General features: G+C 43.2%; 17 protein-coding genes. 8 read left to right on the top strand and 9 right to left on the bottom strand.

Annotated features, from left to right (window positions below; genetic code table 11):
• The first annotated feature begins 54 nt into the window (after positions 1-54).
• The 4 genes from ACI882_RS14980 to ACI882_RS14965 all read left to right on the top strand — a co-directional run bounded on the left by ACI882_RS14980 (position 55) and on the right by ACI882_RS14965 (position 3,476).
• Positions 55-624 (top strand): YfaZ family outer membrane protein, encoded by a 570-nt coding sequence (locus tag ACI882_RS14980; protein ID WP_411746204.1) that lies wholly within the window; start codon positions 55-57, stop codon positions 622-624.
• Positions 624-1,097 carry a DUF6586 family protein gene (locus ACI882_RS14975; RefSeq protein WP_411746203.1) on the top strand — a complete coding sequence of 158 codons (474 nt, stop codon included), beginning with the start codon at positions 624-626 and terminating at the stop codon, positions 1,095-1,097. The genes ACI882_RS14980 and ACI882_RS14975 overlap by 1 nt, the downstream gene beginning before the upstream one ends.
• A 9-nt stretch (positions 1,098-1,106) precedes the next feature.
• A complete protein-coding gene (locus ACI882_RS14970) occupies positions 1,107-1,331 on the top strand; it encodes a hypothetical protein (RefSeq protein WP_411746202.1) in 225 nt (74 codons plus the stop codon).
• A gap of 171 nt (positions 1,332-1,502) precedes the next feature.
• Positions 1,503-3,476 carry a methyl-accepting chemotaxis protein gene (locus tag ACI882_RS14965; protein WP_411748528.1) on the top strand — a complete coding sequence of 658 codons (1,974 nt, stop codon included), beginning with the start codon at positions 1,503-1,505 and terminating at the stop codon, positions 3,474-3,476.
• Here the strand turns inward: ACI882_RS14965 and ACI882_RS14960 are convergent.
• The 5 genes from ACI882_RS14960 to mnmA form a co-directional block, all read right to left on the bottom strand.
• Positions 3,473-4,072 carry a lytic transglycosylase domain-containing protein gene (locus ACI882_RS14960; protein ID WP_411744289.1) on the bottom strand — a complete coding sequence of 200 codons (600 nt, stop codon included), beginning with the start codon at positions 4,070-4,072 and terminating at the stop codon, positions 3,473-3,475. The two genes, ACI882_RS14965 and ACI882_RS14960, sit on opposite strands and share 4 nt — an antisense overlap.
• Positions 4,059-5,195, bottom strand: coding sequence for a JmjC domain-containing protein (locus ACI882_RS14955; protein ID WP_411744288.1), 1,137 nt, complete (start codon positions 5,193-5,195; stop codon positions 4,059-4,061). Before ACI882_RS14955 ends, ACI882_RS14960 begins: the two co-directional genes overlap by 14 nt.
• Before the next feature lie 116 nt (positions 5,196-5,311).
• Positions 5,312-6,679: an adenylosuccinate lyase gene (purB, locus tag ACI882_RS14950; RefSeq protein ID WP_411744287.1), complete on the bottom strand. Its 1,368-nt coding sequence runs from the start codon at positions 6,677-6,679 to the stop codon at positions 5,312-5,314.
• Between the two features lie 67 nt (positions 6,680-6,746).
• Positions 6,747-7,373, bottom strand: coding sequence for a high frequency lysogenization protein HflD (gene hflD / locus ACI882_RS14945; protein WP_411744286.1), 627 nt, complete (start codon positions 7,371-7,373; stop codon positions 6,747-6,749).
• Positions 7,374-7,438: 65 nt separating this feature from the next.
• Positions 7,439-8,530, bottom strand: coding sequence for a tRNA 2-thiouridine(34) synthase MnmA (gene mnmA, locus ACI882_RS14940; protein WP_411744285.1), 1,092 nt, complete (start codon positions 8,528-8,530; stop codon positions 7,439-7,441).
• A 215-nt stretch (positions 8,531-8,745) separates the two neighbouring features.
• Here mnmA and fabV point away from each other — a divergent pair, with 215 nt between their 5' ends.
• Positions 8,746-9,924: an enoyl-ACP reductase FabV gene (fabV, locus tag ACI882_RS14935; RefSeq protein WP_411744284.1), complete on the top strand. Its 1,179-nt coding sequence runs from the start codon at positions 8,746-8,748 to the stop codon at positions 9,922-9,924.
• On the opposite strand, the gene ACI882_RS14930 is transcribed toward fabV, so the two are convergent.
• The gene (locus ACI882_RS14930; RefSeq protein WP_411744283.1) at positions 9,827-10,543 is read right to left on the bottom strand and encodes a pseudouridine synthase; all 717 of its coding nucleotides are present in this window, start codon (positions 10,541-10,543) and stop codon (positions 9,827-9,829) included. The two genes, fabV and ACI882_RS14930, sit on opposite strands and share 98 nt — an antisense overlap.
• A gap of 185 nt (positions 10,544-10,728) precedes the next feature.
• Between ACI882_RS14930 and ACI882_RS14925 the strand changes: the two genes are divergently transcribed.
• On the top strand, positions 10,729-12,960 hold the full coding sequence (locus ACI882_RS14925; protein ID WP_411744282.1) for an NADP-dependent isocitrate dehydrogenase: 2,232 nt from the start codon (positions 10,729-10,731) through the stop codon (positions 12,958-12,960).
• A gap of 69 nt (positions 12,961-13,029) precedes the next feature.
• On the opposite strand, the gene ACI882_RS14920 is transcribed toward ACI882_RS14925, so the two are convergent.
• The gene (locus ACI882_RS14920; protein ID WP_411744281.1) at positions 13,030-13,293 is read right to left on the bottom strand and encodes a cold shock domain-containing protein; all 264 of its coding nucleotides are present in this window, start codon (positions 13,291-13,293) and stop codon (positions 13,030-13,032) included.
• A 311-nt stretch (positions 13,294-13,604) separates the two neighbouring features.
• Here ACI882_RS14920 and clpS point away from each other — a divergent pair, with 311 nt between their 5' ends.
• Positions 13,605-13,973 carry an ATP-dependent Clp protease adapter ClpS gene (clpS, locus tag ACI882_RS14915; RefSeq protein ID WP_411744291.1) on the top strand — a complete coding sequence of 123 codons (369 nt, stop codon included), beginning with the start codon at positions 13,605-13,607 and terminating at the stop codon, positions 13,971-13,973.
• Between the two features lie 26 nt (positions 13,974-13,999).
• Positions 14,000-16,273 carry an ATP-dependent Clp protease ATP-binding subunit ClpA gene (clpA, locus tag ACI882_RS14910; RefSeq protein WP_411744280.1) on the top strand — a complete coding sequence of 758 codons (2,274 nt, stop codon included), beginning with the start codon at positions 14,000-14,002 and terminating at the stop codon, positions 16,271-16,273.
• A gap of 70 nt (positions 16,274-16,343) precedes the next feature.
• Here clpA and infA read toward each other — a convergent pair whose 3' ends face one another.
• Both infA and ACI882_RS14900 read right to left on the bottom strand, forming a co-directional pair.
• Positions 16,344-16,562 (bottom strand): translation initiation factor IF-1, encoded by a 219-nt coding sequence (infA, locus tag ACI882_RS14905; RefSeq protein ID WP_215999621.1) that lies wholly within the window; start codon positions 16,560-16,562, stop codon positions 16,344-16,346.
• A 91-nt stretch (positions 16,563-16,653) separates the two neighbouring features.
• Positions 16,654-17,388: an arginyltransferase gene (locus ACI882_RS14900; protein WP_411744279.1), complete on the bottom strand. Its 735-nt coding sequence runs from the start codon at positions 17,386-17,388 to the stop codon at positions 16,654-16,656.

Below are 17,388 nucleotides of genomic sequence, written 5' to 3'. Positions count from 1 at the left end.
CTCATGCCGCCTTTGTTTCGTTACAATGGCGGCATGTTTTTTGGAGAATCAACCATGTTTAAGAAGATTGCGACGGTATTCGCCGTTATATTTATGGCAGGCACTGCTACCGCCGGTGGCGCAATAGATTTTGGATTATCTAACACCTCAGTTCGAATCGAGCACGATGCGGCGATGGTTGGAACAGGCGCACACTTCACTGTGGGCGGTGTTTATAACGAAACAAATCAAAGTGCAGCCGTTTTAGTGGGCTTTAACGCAGTCGATGCCACCATGGCAAACAAAGAAATGATTGGTGGGTTGGGCTTTAAAGCCATGGGCCTAAACAATCAGATTGCTGATTTTGCAGTTGGGTTGGGCGTGGGTGGTTTTTTGCGCTGGCAGCCAGATTTTATGAATGGTTTAGGTTTTGAAGGCCAAGCATATTTCTCTCCGAGCATTTTAAGCTTCGGAGATTTAACCTCGTCTAATGAATTGGTCGCACGGCTTACCTATAAAGTCTTGCCGCAAGCGCGAGTATTTATTGGTTATCATGATCTTCGTGGCGAATATAATATAGCCGGAGAAGCAGAAACAGGCGTTATCGATTCAACGTTTCACATTGGCTTTAGAATGACCTACTAATGTTGAGTCCTACCGGTACGACCAACGTGGCCCAGAAGCACCTCAAGGTATTGCTTACGCAATGGCAACTCTCAAAAGATGCCTCTGTTAACCACACCTTAGAAATGTCTTTTGTTTTGATGATGAATAGAGCATTAGGTTCACTTTTGCTTGAGGTTGTACCCGAGCTAGCCAACCACAATAAAAAGCTTGATGGCGATTTTCTTAGCCTGATCACGCAGCCATTTGCCATAGCGCTTGAAGATCAAATGATCATTCAACTGACGGCTAGCCTAGCTCAATCAACGAGCTGGCTGGCTTCGTGGCACGAGAGTTGGCAGCAAATGAACGCGGTCGCAATAGACAAACCGATATCTAAAGATAATTTGATTGCTACTGCAACGGTTGAGCAAGACAGACCAGAAATTGAGCAATGGTATCATCACTTTAATGAGCTAGTAGACAATCTACGGGCTCAAAACGAGTACTGTTAAGACGACATTATGAATAAATTTTGGGAAATAGCACAACTATCTGATGGCTCTTACGTTTTGAGAAGTTCAGAAGAAGACAGTGCACCAATAGTAAAAATCCAGTTTTCGGCTGATGCGAAAGAAAATTTAGGCGACTTAATACACGATGTCGCCAAAGCAATGATCGGCGCGGGCGTTCAGGTAGCGACAGGGTCTTTCGAACCAGAAGAAGACGAGCCGAATACCGTCCATTAACAGCACTGACAACAGGTTCTACACTAAACCGGCTTCCCAGTTTAAAAAGTCTCCCACGTCTTTATATGAGGGGTTTATATTTGTATAAGGTTGCATCTTTAACTAAAGTTTAAGACTAACTAGCCGATTTGATAGGTTAGATAGTTAACTTTATTATTCTGAGGCCGCCTTATGACTTTGACCGTCAAGCAAAAATTGCTTTTTGTGATCGTGCCAACCTTATTTGCCTTAGTGTTTTTCTCTTGGCGTCAAATTGATATCGCTAATAGAGAACTTAGTGCTGCCAAAAGTGTTTCTGCCTTTATTGACTTATCTGCCTATAGCAGTCGTTCAGTGCATGAACTCCAAAAGGAACGCGGCACGTCGGCAGGTTATCTAGGTTCTCAAGGTAAAGAATTTGGTGCAGATTTAGCTAAACAAAGGGGGGCCACTGACGCGAGTTTAGCTGAACTCAAAGAGTATATAGCGCATCACGAGACCGAACTTTCTCGCTTCCAGAGTATTTGGACACTAGTTTCCGATGCTAACGAATTATTGACTAATCTTCCGAAGTTGCGCGCAAGTGTTAGCGAACTAAGTATTGCGGCTCCTGATGCTATTAACTATTACACGCGCATAAACTCAATTCTATTATCTGTTCCCGGCAAAGCCATTGGCGTATCAGAAGATGCCGATACCAGCATTGCGCTTGCAGCCTATTATGAGTTTCTTCAAGGTAAAGAGCGTGCAGGGATAGAGCGTGCCGTGCTGTCAAATTCATTTGCGGCTAAATCTTTCGCCCCCGCAATGTATCAACGTTTTATTGAGTTAGTCACAGAGCAACGTACGTATTTTGATACCTTTCAAATATATGCAACAAAAGCACAGGTCGCGGGCTACTTAGATTCACTGAATAAACCAAGCTCTGAGGCTGTAGATGTCTATCGACAATACGCCCTAAACCAAGACCTGGATTATGATTCTGTCGAATGGTTTAAACAGGCAACAGGTAGAATAAACTTATTGAAAACTGTTGAAAATTCATTAACAGATGACATTTTAGCGCTAGGGCATGGAATTGTTAGTTACAGTAGCTTCAAGCTTTGGTTCTATTTGATTTTATCTATAGTGCTTGTTTTAGCAGCCAGTAGTTTTAGTTATAAATTAGTGGTAAGCCTAAATAAACAGGTGCGATCTATTACTGATACAATGCAGTCCGCTGTCGAAAAAGACTTAACTCAAGTAGCAACCGTCGTCGCTAATGATGAACTCGGTGGTATAGCGACTAATTTAAACTTAATGCTGCAAGAACTCATCAATGCAATGAATACTATATTGTCTTCAAGTGAGCAGCTTGCCGCCGCGTCTGAACAATCAACCATTGCCGTAAAAGAAAACGCAGCGACGTTAGAGCACCAGCAAGCAGATGTTCTCCAAGTAGTTAGTGCAATTGAAGAAATGAGCGCCTCAGTTCGTGAGGTCGCTAAAAACATTCAAAGTACATCAGATGCCGCTTCAGAAGCAGATGAAATGGTTCTAAAAAGCAGCGATATGGTAAATGAATCAACTCAATTGATCGAGTCTGTGTCTGTTACGGTCACCGCTGTATCGGAAAGCATAAATGATCTGCACCAAAGTAGTGGTAATATTTCCAGTGTTGTCGAAGTCATTAAAAGTATTGCAGAACAAACCAACTTATTAGCATTGAACGCAGCTATTGAGGCGGCAAGGGCGGGTGAGCAGGGTCGAGGCTTTGCAGTGGTTGCCGATGAGGTTCGTTCACTAGCTCAGCGAACCCAAGACTCAACCAAAGAAATTGAGATTATGGTTGAAAGGTTTCAGCAAGACAGCAATAGTGCTTTTGAACAAATGACACAAAGCCGAAGTCAAGTAGAGTTGAGTGTTGATAAAGCGAATGACGTTAAAGCCTCCCTCAACGAAGTTGTAAAAGCGATTGCTCAGATATCTGAAATGTCTGTTCAAATTGCGACCGCCGCTGAAGAGCAGGTTTTAGTTAGTAGTGAAATTGCGGTTAAAGCTCAAGGTATTGGTGAAAGTGCTCAAATTACTGCTGAAGGTGGCCAACAAATAGCCACTGCAGCACAAGAGCAAGCAAACCTAGCCGTGCAGTTACAAAACTTGGCGAATGAATTTAAAACCACCTAATTACCATTTTGGTAGTGGTCATAGTAGGCCATTACCTTAACGACATAGTTTTGAGTTTCAGGGTAGGGCGGAATGCCCTCAAAACGTTTTACAGCGCCTTCACCGGCGTTGTAAGCCGCTAAAGCCAACGAGGTGTCGTTGTACTTGCGCAACAAATAACGAAGATGTTTTGTGCCAGCATAAATATTTTGCTTAGGGTCGTATATATCTGACACCTTATAAATAGCAGCGGTGCCAGGCATGAGTTGCATTAAGCCCATCGCCCCTTTTCGAGATTTCGCTTGAATGTTAAAGGCAGATTCCTGACGTATCACGGCTTTGATCAAAGAGGATTCGATACCGTAAAGATAAGCAGCATTATTTATATGCGTTTCGATCAAGTCTTGATTCTTTTGGTTGTCTTGATAGCGAAGCGCCGTTCCAGCCGAATTTGCATTAAGTTTATTGTTTTCCAGCTCATAACCCGCCAGGCTTATTGGGCGGTCAGTGACCACCCGTTCACCCGTTGGAGAAAGATAAATAAACAAATTACTCGCAAGCGCTGTATTGAGTGTAAATGCGCAACTAAGCGTTGCTATGAACTTAGTTATCCTCATCGAAATACAACGCCCCTAAATTCACTAGCGCACAAAAAATGGCAGGCAGTAAATCGTGTGCATTGACGATTTGAGCGTCAAAAGGGAAATAATCATAGCGGTCGAGCACTTTACTGACTTGCTCAGGGCAGCCTTCGAGTTCGCTACCATCAACCAGTAATCGATCTTCATAATAAGCAAACCGGCTAGCAGTGTTCTTAACTAACGGTGTTTTTGGCCATTGGGCGGCAAATTTTTCTAGAGACCAATCTCCAGAATCTACTGCGGTATCATCGTATTTGGGTTCCGTCATATACTGGCCCAACCAATTAGCCAGTAATGATCGGTCGTCACTAATGCCACGAATAATTTGTTGAATGCGATCGATATCTGATTCTTTAATTTCGCTGTTTGAGGCAGATCTATTTTCAATGTTCTGATCAGTATAGCGTTGAAAGTCTGATAAATGATTAGACAAAAAGTGGCCAAAATCTATCATTACTTCTGACTCAGCAGGTGCTCTAAAACCCACAGAGTAAGTAATAGAGTTTTCTAATGCGGTACCCCAATGTGCAAGTGCAGGGGGTAAGTAGAGCATGTCACCTGGCTCAAGAACCCAAACTTCTTCTTCGTGAAATTGTGCCAATATCTTAACCGGTAGGTTTTCAATTAACTCGCTGTCATCGGCACACATTTGACCAATTTTCCATTCCCGGCGACCCTCCCCCTGTATCAGGAAAACATCGTATTGATCAAAATGGGGGCCAACACCGCCACCTTTGGTCGCAAAACTCACCATAATGTCATCAATGCGCCAAGAGGGTAAAAACGAGAAGCAATTACGCAGTTTTGCAATATCTTCATCCCAATGATCTACAGCTTGAACCAATAGCGTCCAATCTTCTTCACCTAAAGTTGCCCATATCTCTTCATCAAATGGTCCATTCTTAAGTGACCATGCATCTTTCGCGCGATCTAAACTGATAATGCGAGACTCAGCATTAGGCTCCGTTGCAAGGCCAGCAAGGTCATCTCCCGCTATCAAAGATTCAACTTTCGGAAATGCACCACGAATGAGCATAGGGCATTGCTGCCAATAGTTTCTTAAGAAATCATCGATATCAAAATTTTGAATCTGAGACATAGCAAATTACCAGTAGGTTTTTAGTTATTTTAGCAGTCTTTAGTGGCTAATGTAGAAAACAACGAGAAAGGTCGGGGGAAATACCCCTGCAATAAAAAGCAGGGGTAGTAAAGAAGCTAGATCTTTTTAGCTTGAGCGACAGCATTGCCAATGTAGCTAGCAGGCGTCATAACAAGAAGGTCTTGCTTGGCTTGTTCAGGTAGGTCTAGTTGACCCACAAAATCGACCATCATGTCTTTAGTAATGGCTTTGCCACGCGTAAAGGCTTTTAGCTTTTCATACGGCTCTTCGATGCCGTAACGACGCATTACCGTTTGGATAGCTTCTGCCATTACTTCCCAGGCGTTGTCTAAGTCCGCGGCTAAGCGTTCTTCGTTTACTTGGAGTTTGCTGATGCCTTTTAACGATGCTTGATAAGCGATGAGGCTGTGGGCTAAGCCAACACCCATAGAGCGTAATACGGTTGAGTCTGTTAGGTCTCGCTGCCAACGGGAGATCGGCAGTTTGGCGCCTAAATGCTGCATTATTGCATTGGCGATGCCTAAGTTGCCTTCTGAGTTTTCAAAGTCAATTGGGTTTACTTTATGTGGCATGGTTGAACTACCAACTTCGCCCGCAATGGTACGCTGCTTAAAGTAACCTTGTGAGATGTAACCCCAAATATCACGATCAAAGTCTATTAAAATGGTGTTAAAGCGGGCGATTGCATCATAGAGCTCGGCAATATAGTCGTGCGGCTCTATTTGCGTTGTATAAGGGTTCCATGAAAGGCCTAACGAGGTTATAAAGTCACTGGCGTTCGCTTCCCAATTTATCTCTGGGTAGGTCGCTAGGTGGGCATTGTAGTTACCAACGGCACCGTTAATTTTGCCTAAATACTCGATAGCTTGAACTTGTTTAATTTGACGGTCTAATCGGTATGCAACGTTCGCAAACTCTTTACCAACGGTTGTCGGTGATGCTGTTTGGCCATGAGTGCGAGCTAGCATTGGCACAGCAGCAAGTTCAATTGCGACTTCTTTGATGGCTTTCGATACATTCAAAAGCTCTGGCAAAATTACAGATTTAATACCGTTTAATAGCATTAGTGCATGAGATAGGTTGTTAATATCTTCAGACGTACAGGCGAAGTGCACAAACTCTTGGTATTGAATCAGCTCTTTATGTGCAGCGAGCTTATTCTTTAAAAAGTATTCAACCGCTTTCACATCGTGGTTAGTCGTTGCTTCGATGTCTTTTATGGCTTGAGCATCGTCTTGTGAAAAATTAGTGATGATGGCATCTAAATACTGGTTAGCCTCTGCACTAAAGGCAGGCAATTCATTAACCCCATCAAGGTTCGACAGTTGCTGCAACCAGCGAACTTCAACTTCGACACGGTAGCGGATGAGCCCAAATTCACTAAAGTAGTGACGCAATGCAGCGGATTTGCTGCCGTAACGTCCATCAATTGGCGATATTGCGGTTAGTGCAGAAAGTTCCATAAAATAATAACCTTGCAAAAATAAGAGTCGACTGTGAAAGCGCGGCGATTATACCGAAAACTCAGAATTAGGCCAGTTGCGAGAGGCCTTGCGCGGCACGGTGTAGCCTTGATCTACTGGTCAAGAAATGCCAGCGACGACCACCTGCGTGGCGCCATAAAATGGCACAGCGAACACCGTACAATAGTAAAGTTCGAACTTGGTCCGCTACTTTAGGGTCTTGCAAGTGCATGGGGTTACCCGTGACGCGAATACGAAAGTTTAATTTACTGACACTGGTTTGGTAGCAATTGGCTGTTGAACCAAGGATAGACTCATGCAAATAATCATTAAAGTAAGCTTGTTGATCTACAGCGCGGTCGAGGCCGGTTGCTAGCTCGGTCATTAAGTCTTTTCGCTTAGCTAGCTTGCCTTGAACGGTGATAATTGACATTGCGTACTGTAATACTTCTTTATTAATTCCTTGACCATTTTTAGACAAGGCATTAACTAGCCTTTCTGTTCCTGCTTCAAAAATTTGATAGTCGGGAAACAACTCATCGTAGGTGGCAGGGTTTAAATTCAAAATTGTTTTTACTGAATGCTCTAAAAGGTTTTTGTCTACCCGACCTTCTTTGGCCAGCTTGTCGACAAGATAGGCCGACTGGAATACACCGGAAAGAGCAAGGACTTGGTTTTTATCATTCAATGACATGAGTAGAGTCTTTTCCTATATTGAAACGTTTCAGAACATTCTGATGTTAGATTTTCTAATTTAGCCTACCAAGTAGCTTCGATTACACCGCCGCCTAAGCATACGTCATCTGCATAGAATACGGCAGATTGGCCAGGTGTTATAGCGCGCTGAGGTTGGTCAAAATCAACACGGTACAGGTTGTCGGCATCACGAGTAATCGTACATAGCTGATCGGGCTGGCGATAACGGTGCTTACATGTCAGCGTTATTGGCAGTTTTGGCTCTTTTTCGTCTACCCAGTAGATATTAGATAGCTTTAGATGATTGGTGAATAGGCTAGGGTGGTCGGTACCTTGCACGGCAATCAAGATGTTGTTTGTAAGGTCTTTGGCGCTCACAAACCAGGGCGCTTCACCGTATTTAGTACCACCAATACCTAAGCCCTGACGCTGGCCAATGGTGTAATACATTAACCCTTGATGCTGACCAATAACATCGCCTGACTCAGTTTGAATTTCACCGGGTTGCGCAGGGATGTATTGCTTTAAAAAATCGGTAAAGCGGCGTTCGCCAATGAAGCAAATGCCGGTGCTATCTTTCTTTTTAGCGGTGGCTAATTGATATTTCTCTGCAATAGCTCGGACTTCAGGTTTTTCTAATTCTCCGACCGGGAATAAGGTTTTAGCGAGTTGCGTATGGCCTACAGCGTGTAAAAAGTAAGATTGATCTTTGTTGGTATCTAAGCCTCGTAATAACTGAGATCTACCGTCTACCGTGTGGGTTCTAGTGTAGTGCCCCGTAGCAATCTTATCTGCACCCAGTGCCATGGCGTAGTCTAAGAAAGCTTTAAACTTAATTTCACGATTACACAAAATATCTGGGTTTGGCGTGCGACCGGCTTTGTATTCTTCAATGAAATGCTCAAAGACATTATCCCAATATTCAGCAGCAAAATTGGCGGTATGAAGGTGAATACCTAGCCGATCAGATACTGCTTGAGCATCTGCGAGGTCTTCTTTGGCGGTACAGTATTCGGTACCGTCATCCTCATCCCAATTTTTCATGAATAAGCCTTCAACTTGGTAGCCTGCCTCCAGTAAGAGTGCCGCTGTCACCGACGAATCCACTCCGCCTGACATGCCGACTATAACTTTTGTGGATGCATTACTGCTCATAAATATGGCTCCAAATAAATTTGAAATAGCTATTGAACTGGGTTAGATGGGTCTGGAACGCTAGACTTCAAGTGATTTTATCACACCATTCACAAGTCTTTTGCAAATGATGAGAGAATAGTAGATCTTAACTCCTTTAAACTAGTGTTCAGAATTAGTAAGTGTATTCTAAACTAGTAGAGAATATCTGACACCCATAGCAACAGGACTAACACATGATCATCAAACCAAAAGTTCGCGGATTTATCTGTACTACCGCTCACCCAACAGGCTGTGCTGAAAACGTCAAAGAACAAATAGCTTACGTTGAAACAAACAAGTCGGGCAAGGCAGGTCCAAAAAATGTATTGGTTATTGGTTGCTCGAACGGTTATGGCCTTGCGTCGCGCATCACCAGTGCGTTTGGTTATGGAGCCAACACCCTAGGTGTTATGTTCGAAAAAGAGCCAAGTGAGCGTCGGTCAGCTTCTGCGGGTTGGTATAATACACGTGCATTTGAGAAGGCTGCTGTTGAGAAGGGTTTGTTTGCAAAATCACTGAATACCGATGCCTTTTCAAGTGAGGCAAAAGAGAGTGTTATTGCTGAAATTAAAGAGAATATGGGTCAAATAGATCTAGTAGTGTACTCGTTAGGTGCTCCTCGCCGTAAAGACCCAAATACCGGTGAAGTTTATTCGTCAACCTTAAAGCCTATTGGCGACCCGGTCACGCGTAAGAACTTAAATACAGATACACGAGTTGTTGCCGACTTAACCCTTGAATCCGCAACAGAAGAAGATATTGCCAATACCGTTAAAGTGATGGGTGGTGAAGACTGGGAGATGTGGATTGACGCCTTAGCTGCGGCCGATGTTCTAGCGCCGGGTGTGATCACAACATCTTATACTTATATTGGAAAAGAGCTCACATGGCCGATCTATGGCGGAGCGACCATTGGTAAAGCCAAAGAAGACTTAGATCGTGCGGCTAAAGCGATTTCTAAGAAGCTTGAAGCTGAAAAAGGCGGTAAGGCTTATGTTTCTGTACTTAAAGCGCTTGTCACCCAATCAAGTTCCGCGATTCCTGTCATGCCTCTGTATATCTCTGCCTTATACAAAGTCATGAAAGAAGAGGGTACTCACGAAGGCTGTATTGAGCAGATATTTGGATTGCTCGAAACTCAATTGTACGGTGCAGGCGAGCTTAATTTAGACGCAGTAGGTCGTATTCGTATGGAAGACAACGAGCTTAAAGATGAGGTGCAGCAGAAGGTTGCAGCAATATGGGATCAAGTAAATACAGAAAACCTAGATGAAGTTACCGACTTCGCTGGTTACCAAGCTGAGTTTTTCCGTTTGTTTGGCTTCGGTTTTGATTCTGTCGACTACGACGCTGAGGTTGATCCGATCGTTTAGCGCGATTTAGTTTAGTATGAGCAGCTTTCGGGCTGCTTTTTTTAGGCTTCCAGTTTATACCGTTATCTGCAATAAAGTCCCTACTTAGTATTTTGCTATTGCCGCTATTTAGGTCACTCAAGGTAATTTCTCCAATAGACCAGCGAATTAAACGAAGTGTTGGATATCCAATAGCGGCGGTCATACGCCTAACTTGCCGGTTTTTACCTTCAGTGATGCTAAGTTTGATCCAACTGGTAGGCTTTTGTTTTCTTTCCCTTATTGGTGGGGTTCTATCCCACAACCACTCTGGACTATCTACCAAGCTTGCAGTGCAGGGTAGTGTTAGACCATCTTTTAGCTCCAAGCCAGACATTAGCTTATCTAACTGTTGTGGATCTGGAATGCCTTCTACTTGAGCGTAATAGGTTTTAGCCACTTTATGCTTAGGGTTCATCATTGCGTGGATTAATGCACCATCGTCTGTCAGCAGTAAGAGACCTTCAGAGTCGTAATCTAGCCGGCCCGCACTATAAACATCGGGCGTATCAATGAAGTCGGCTAACGTCGCACGACCATCAGGGTCCGTAAACTGGGTTAAAACTTGGAATGGCTTGTTAAACAAAATATAAGAAGGCACTTATACCTCTTTATCGTCAAAAAGTAGGGGAGTACGACTAATTGTATTGCAATATACCTCCCTGAGGTGAATTACTTTCAATTGAACAACTGGTATAATTCCTCGCGAAAATTATAAGCGTTTAAAGCGTACGCATCCAGGTTGCTTGAAAATCTGGAGCTAAAAATACAACCACAGGAAGTTTTATGACTGATAATAAAGCCAAAATCATTTATACATTAACTGATGAAGCGCCCGCATTAGCAACTTATTCGCTATTGCCGATCGTTGAAGCCTTTACTAAAGCGGCTGGTGTTGAAGTAGAAACGCGTGATATTTCTCTTGCCGGTCGAGTAATTGCAAGCTTCCCTGAATTTCTATCAGAGTCTCAGCGTATAGAGGACGCCCTAGCCGAACTAGGTGCATTAGCAAACCAACCCGATGCCAACATTATTAAGTTGCCTAACGTAAGTGCTTCAATGCCACAGCTTATTGCTTGCATTAAAGAACTCCAAGCCAAAGGTTACGCGTTACCAGATTACCCTGACGATCCTAAAACTGATGAAGAAAAAGAGCTTCAGTCGAGGTATGACAAAATTAAGGGGAGTGCAGTAAACCCAGTACTACGTGAAGGTAACTCTGATCGTCGCGCACCAGGTTCTGTAAAACAATATGCGCGAAATAACCCGCATAGCATGGGCGCTTGGGATAAAAGTTCAAAAACTCACGTTTCTAGCATGACCGATGGTGACTTTTATAGTAACGAAAAAGCTACAACAGTTGCTGATGATACCAGTGTGAACATTGAATTCCATGATGCCAACGGCACAGTCAAGGTCTTGAAGAAAGATCTCGATCTAATTGCTAAAGAAGTCATTGATTGCTCAGTTATGAAAGTAGGCGCATTGCGTAGCTTTATTGCTGAGCAAATAGCTGATGCAAAAGCTAAAGATGTGTTGTTTTCTTTGCACTTGAAAGCAACCATGATGAAAGTCAGTGATCCTATTATATTTGGTCACGCAGTTTCTGTTTTTTATAAAGCAGTATTTGACAAGCACGCAGCAGTACTTGAAGAGATCGGCGTAGATGTAAACAACGGTATAGGCGATCTTTATAAGAAACTAGCTTCGCTTCCTGAAGCCAAACAAGCAGAAATTAAAGCAGATTTAGATGCAATTTATGCAGATGCACCAGAAATGGCGATGGTCGATTCAGACAATGGAATAACCAACCTGCATGTGCCTAGTGATGTCATCATTGATGCATCTATGCCGGCGATGATTCGTACCTCAGGCCGCATGTGGGGCCCAGATGGTCAACCTAAAGATACTAAAGCCGTAATTCCAGACCGGAGTTATGCGGGTGTTTACCAGGCAACGATAGAGTTCTGTAAAGAATATGGCGCTTTCGACCCTCGTACTATGGGTACTGTACCTAACGTCGGTTTAATGGCTCAAAAAGCAGAAGAATATGGCTCGCATGATAAAACTTTCGAAATGACGGAAGCTGGAACAGTCAAGGTTATTGATGCCTCAGGTGCTGTATTGCTAGAGCAAAGCGTTGAAGCAGGCGATATCTTCCGCATGTGTCAGGTGAAAGACGCGCCTATCCAAGACTGGGTGAAGTTAGCAGTAGCTCGCGCACGTGATACAGGCTGGCCAACCATTTTCTGGTTAGATTCTAACCGCGCGCACGATGCTCAGTTAATTGCAAAAGTAGAAACTTATCTGAAAGATCATGATACCAATGGTCTAGATATTCAGATAATGGCACCTATTGAAGCGACTGAATTTACCTTAAAGCGCATGAAAGCCGGTGAAGACACCATTTCGGTCACGGGTAACGTTTTACGTGACTACCTAACCGATTTATTCCCAATTTTGGAGTTAGGTACGTCGGCTAAAATGTTGTCGATTGTTCCGCTTATGAATGGTGGTGGCTTATTCGAGACGGGTGCGGGCGGTTCAGCACCTAAGCACGTTCAGCAGTTTGAAAAAGAAAACCATCTTCGTTGGGACTCATTAGGTGAGTTCTTAGCGCTAGCGGTTTCTTTGGAGCATTTAGGTAAAACCTTTAACAACTCCAAGGCGCTTATACTTGCATCAACACTTGATGAGGCGACAGCTAAGTTCTTAGAAGAGAATAAGAGCCCATCTCGTAAAGTAGGTGAAATTGATAACAGAGGCAGTCATTTCTATTTAGCAACCTATTGGGCTCAGCAACTAGCGGCACAAACTGAAGATACAGAGCTGGCTAGACAGTTCTCTGTAGTAGCAGAAACATTGGTCGCTAAAGAAGATGAGATCATGGATGAGTTAAACAGTGTGCAGGGCAAGGCGGTTGATTTAGCCGGCTACTACCAGCCAGATGCTGCATTGATATCTAAGGCAATGCGTCCAAGTGATATTCTTAATACGGCACTGGCTTTGATTAAATAAGCTGGAAAGATAGACAAAAAAGCCCGGTTAAACCGGGCTTTTTTTTGAATTTAGGTTTTATTTTTGAAGTTATGAATGCTCTTTAATGGCTTCAGCTGGCTCTGGGAGCGTTTCTGAGGCTGGCTCAATACCCACAAGCTGTATATTAACCGCGTGAATCCCTCGGTCTGACTTTACCGTTTCAAACTCGACTTCCTGCCCAGCTTTTAACGTTTTGTAACCTTCCATTTGGATGGTCGAAAAATGAGCGAACAAATCTTCTTTGTGCTCATCACTTACGATGAAACCAAACCCTTTGGCATTATTAAACCATTTTACTTTCCCTACTGGCATAGCGGACCCCTTACGATACAAAATGTAAAAGTCACTGCCGACATCGTACTACTACAACCGAATCGTCAACAAACTTCGTTATAAAATCGTTTTTTAACTGACTGTGAGTACAGTTATTAAGCGATTTAATTAAGAATCCTTATACAATACCGTTGAAAGATTGAAGTCAACCCCAACTTAAGGACTTATGACGGAGTACACGTTACAATTGTAGATTGGTTCTAAATAATGCTGTTATATTCAAATAGCTCAGCTTCTATATTCAGGTTTACTAAACAATGCTCAGAAATAGAATGACACTAAATTCAGCCATGGTTCAGAAACTTGGCTTAGAATTTGTAACTAAATTATCAGGTGACGATAATCCATCTTTTGATGATGAGGGCTCTGTCGCAACACAAAATGCAGAGCCTGAAACAAAGCAACCTTCACTTTATCGGGTTGTTTTACTAAATGATGACTATACTCCTATGGAGTTTGTGGTACTTATCCTTGAACAGTTCTTTCAATTGAGCCGGGAGAAAGCTACTCAGGTTATGTTAGCCGTGCATACACAAGGCAAGGGTGTATGTGGGGTATATACGAGAGATATTGCCGAAACAAAAGCAGCACTTGTTAATGATTTTGCGCGTGAAAGCCAGCATCCGCTGCTGTGTGAGGTTGAACGCTTAGACGACTAAGCAATCGTTGGGGAAAGGTGATTACTATGTTAAGTAAAGATTTAGAGTTAACCCTCAACAGTGCCTTTAAAGAGGCACGTGCTAAACGTCATGAATTTATGACGGTAGAGCACCTGTTGTTAGCGCTGTTAGATAACCACGCCGCTGCAGATGTACTCAGTGCCTGTGCCGCTGATATACCTCAGTTGCGTCGTGATTTAGTTGAATTTATTGATTCAACAACACCTCTGATTCCAAAAGATGATGAGGATCGAGAAACACAGCCAACGTTGGGTTTCCAGCGTGTATTGCAGCGCGCTGTATTTCATGTGCAATCTTCTGGCAAAAAAGAAGTGACGGGTGCAAACGTGCTGGTCGCTATTTTTTCTGAACAAGAAAGCCAAGCAGTATACTTTTTGAAACAGCAAAGTGTATCTCGTATCGATGTGGTTAATTACATTGCACACGGCATCAGTAAAGTGCAATCAGATGAGCTTGGTGGCCAAGAATTTAACTCTGAACAACAAGGCGAAGAGGGAGGCGCTGAAAGCTCAGCTAATCCTTTAGATAGCTATGCAACTAACTTAAATGAAGCTGCTGCTAATGGTCGAATCGATCCGCTGGTTGGACGTGACTATGAAGTTGATCGTGTCGTTCAAATACTCTCGCGTCGCCGTAAAAATAACCCGCTTCTAGTCGGAGAAACGGGCGTTGGTAAAACCGCCATTGCTGAAGGGTTGGCCAAACGAATAGTCGATGAAGAAGTGCCAGAAATTATGCTTGGTGCTCAAGTATATTCATTAGATTTAGGCGCGTTATTGGCGGGGACTAAGTACCGTGGTGATTTTGAAAAACGACTCAAGGCACTTTTAGCGGAACTTAAAAAACGTGACAAATCGATTTTATTTATTGATGAAATACATACCATCATAGGTGCAGGTGCTGCCTCTGGCGGTGTGATGGACGCGTCTAATTTACTCAAGCCAATGTTAAGTTCGGGTGAGTTGCGTTGTATGGGGTCGACAACCTACCAAGAGTATCGGGGTGTATTTGAAAAAGATTCAGCCTTGGCTCGTCGCTTCCAGAAAATTGACGTAAATGAGCCTTCGGTCATTGAGACGTACAAAATCTTAAAAGGGTTGAAGTCTCGTTTCGAAGATCATCACCATTTACGCTACACCGATGGTGCATTGAGAGCAGCTGCTGAATTATCGGATCGCTATATTACCGATAGGCATTTGCCTGATAAAGCCATTGATGTTATTGATGAAGCTGGGGCAGCAGAGCGATTAAAATCTGTTAGCAAACGTAAAAAATCAATTGGTGTTATCGACGTAGAAAAAGTCGTTGCCTCAATTGCACGTATTCCTGCTAAGTCGGTTAACAAAGATGATAAAACTGTCTTATCGAACTTAGAGCGTAATTTAAAAATGACCGTTTTCGGTCAAGACGAAGCGATAGAGAATATCTCTTCGGCTATTAAGTTATCGCGAGCAGGGCTTAAGTCTGCTGATAAACCTATTGGGTCCTTTTTATTCTCAGGCCCGACAGGTGTTGGTAAAACAGAAGTTACTAAGCAGCTTGCCGAATCACTGGGTATTGAGCTTATACGGTTCGATATGTCTGAGTACATGGAGCGTCATACCGCCTCACGGCTTATTGGGGCGCCTCCAGGGTATGTTGGCTTCGATCAAGGTGGTTTGTTGACTGATGGCGTTAATAGGCACCCTCACAGCGTGCTATTGCTTGATGAGATAGAAAAAGCGCACCCAGATGTCTTCAACTTGTTATTGCAGATAATGGATCACGGCACGTTAACGGACAGTAATGGCCGTAAAACAGACTTCCGCAACGTGATACTTATTTTAACAAGTAACGCGGGTGCTCAAGAAATGGGGCGGCGTTCAGTGGGCTTTACTACGCAAGACAATAGTACGGACGGCATGGAGGTGATTAATCGAACCTTTACTCCAGAATTCCGTAACCGGTTAGATGGTATCGTGCAGTTTAATCCATTAACGCAAGAAGTTGTCTTAAACGTAGTTGATAAGTTCTTAGTTGAGCTGCAAGCTCAGCTTGATGACAAACGTGTACATCTAGAGATTGATCAGTCGGCTCGTGATTGGTTAGCCGTAGAGGGTTATGACCCTGCAATGGGCGCTCGACCAATGGCTCGATTGATCCAAGAAAAGATCAAGCGACCACTGGCCGATCTCATTCTCTTTGGTTCGTTGTCACAAGGTGGATCTGCGAAGATTACCGTAGTAGATGGGCAGTTGACTTTAGTTAGTGAAGAAGCGTTGACCGAAGCCGAAGTGTAAACTTGGTGATTCAATAAGACATAAAAAAAGCACCTATTTAGGTGCTTTTTTAATTGGTTTGCAGAAGAGACTAGCGAGCGCGGTAAACAATGCGACCTTTGGTTAGGTCGTAAGGGGTCAATTCAACTTTAACCTTGTCACCCGTTAAAATACGAATGTAGTTTTTACGCATTTTACCGGAAATATGAGCCGTAACAACGTGCCCATTCTCTAACTTAACGCGAAACATAGTATTCGGAAGGGTGTCTAAGATTTCACCTTCCATTTCAATCACATCTTCTTTTGCCATATTGCCCTTTGCAAACCTTTGATAATTAGGATCGGCGCGCATTCTGCCTGAAAAACCGCAAATTAGCAAAAATTAATTGTAAATAGGTAAGTTATATTAAGTCGGCTTCAAAAGTTTGCCATTTTTTATCTTGAAGTAGTTCAATCGGTTGAAACTGAGTTTTGTAAGTCATCTTTTGGCAGCCTGGTACCCAGTAGCCTAAATATAAATAGGGTAGCTCGTTCATTCGGGTTATCTCTATTTGCGATAAAATGCTAAAGGTACCCAGCGATCGCTTTTCATAGTCGGGGTCAAAGAATGTATAGAGTGCCGATAATCCGCTGGCAATTTTATCTGTGACAGCAACGGAAACTAGCTTGTCGCCATCAAATAACCGAATTTGGAATGAAATATCCGGCCGGCAAGTCAAAAAATCTGTATAGCTTTCTGGGCTTGTCGGATACATATCACCATCACGATGCCGGATGTTGATGTAACGCTCAAACAACTCGTAATCTTCTTGGCGAAACTCTGAACGTGCAATTTTTACCGTTAAATCTTTATTTTTCCGGTAAATCCGCTTTTGTTGTTTACTCATAGTGAACTTGTTGACAAGAATTCGTGTCGGTGTGCACGCTGAGCATGCACCACAATCGGGTCGATAAAGGTGCTGACCACTGCGACGAAACCCAGAGTGAGTAAGCTCTTCATAGAGTTGCTCAGGAAAACGGTAGTCTGGGTCAACAAAAATTGTCCGAGACTTTCGATCCGGTAAATAGCTGCATTTGTGTTCCCCGGTACGATATAGGGCAATCGTGTCACCGGATATTTCACTTGAATTACTCAT

It is taken from the genome of Reinekea sp. (genome assembly GCF_046710285.1).
Classification (GTDB): domain Bacteria; phylum Pseudomonadota; class Gammaproteobacteria; order Pseudomonadales; family Natronospirillaceae; genus Reinekea.
The sequence above is the reverse complement of the archived record's forward strand: the minus strand, read 5'-3'. Positions and strand labels throughout refer to the sequence as shown.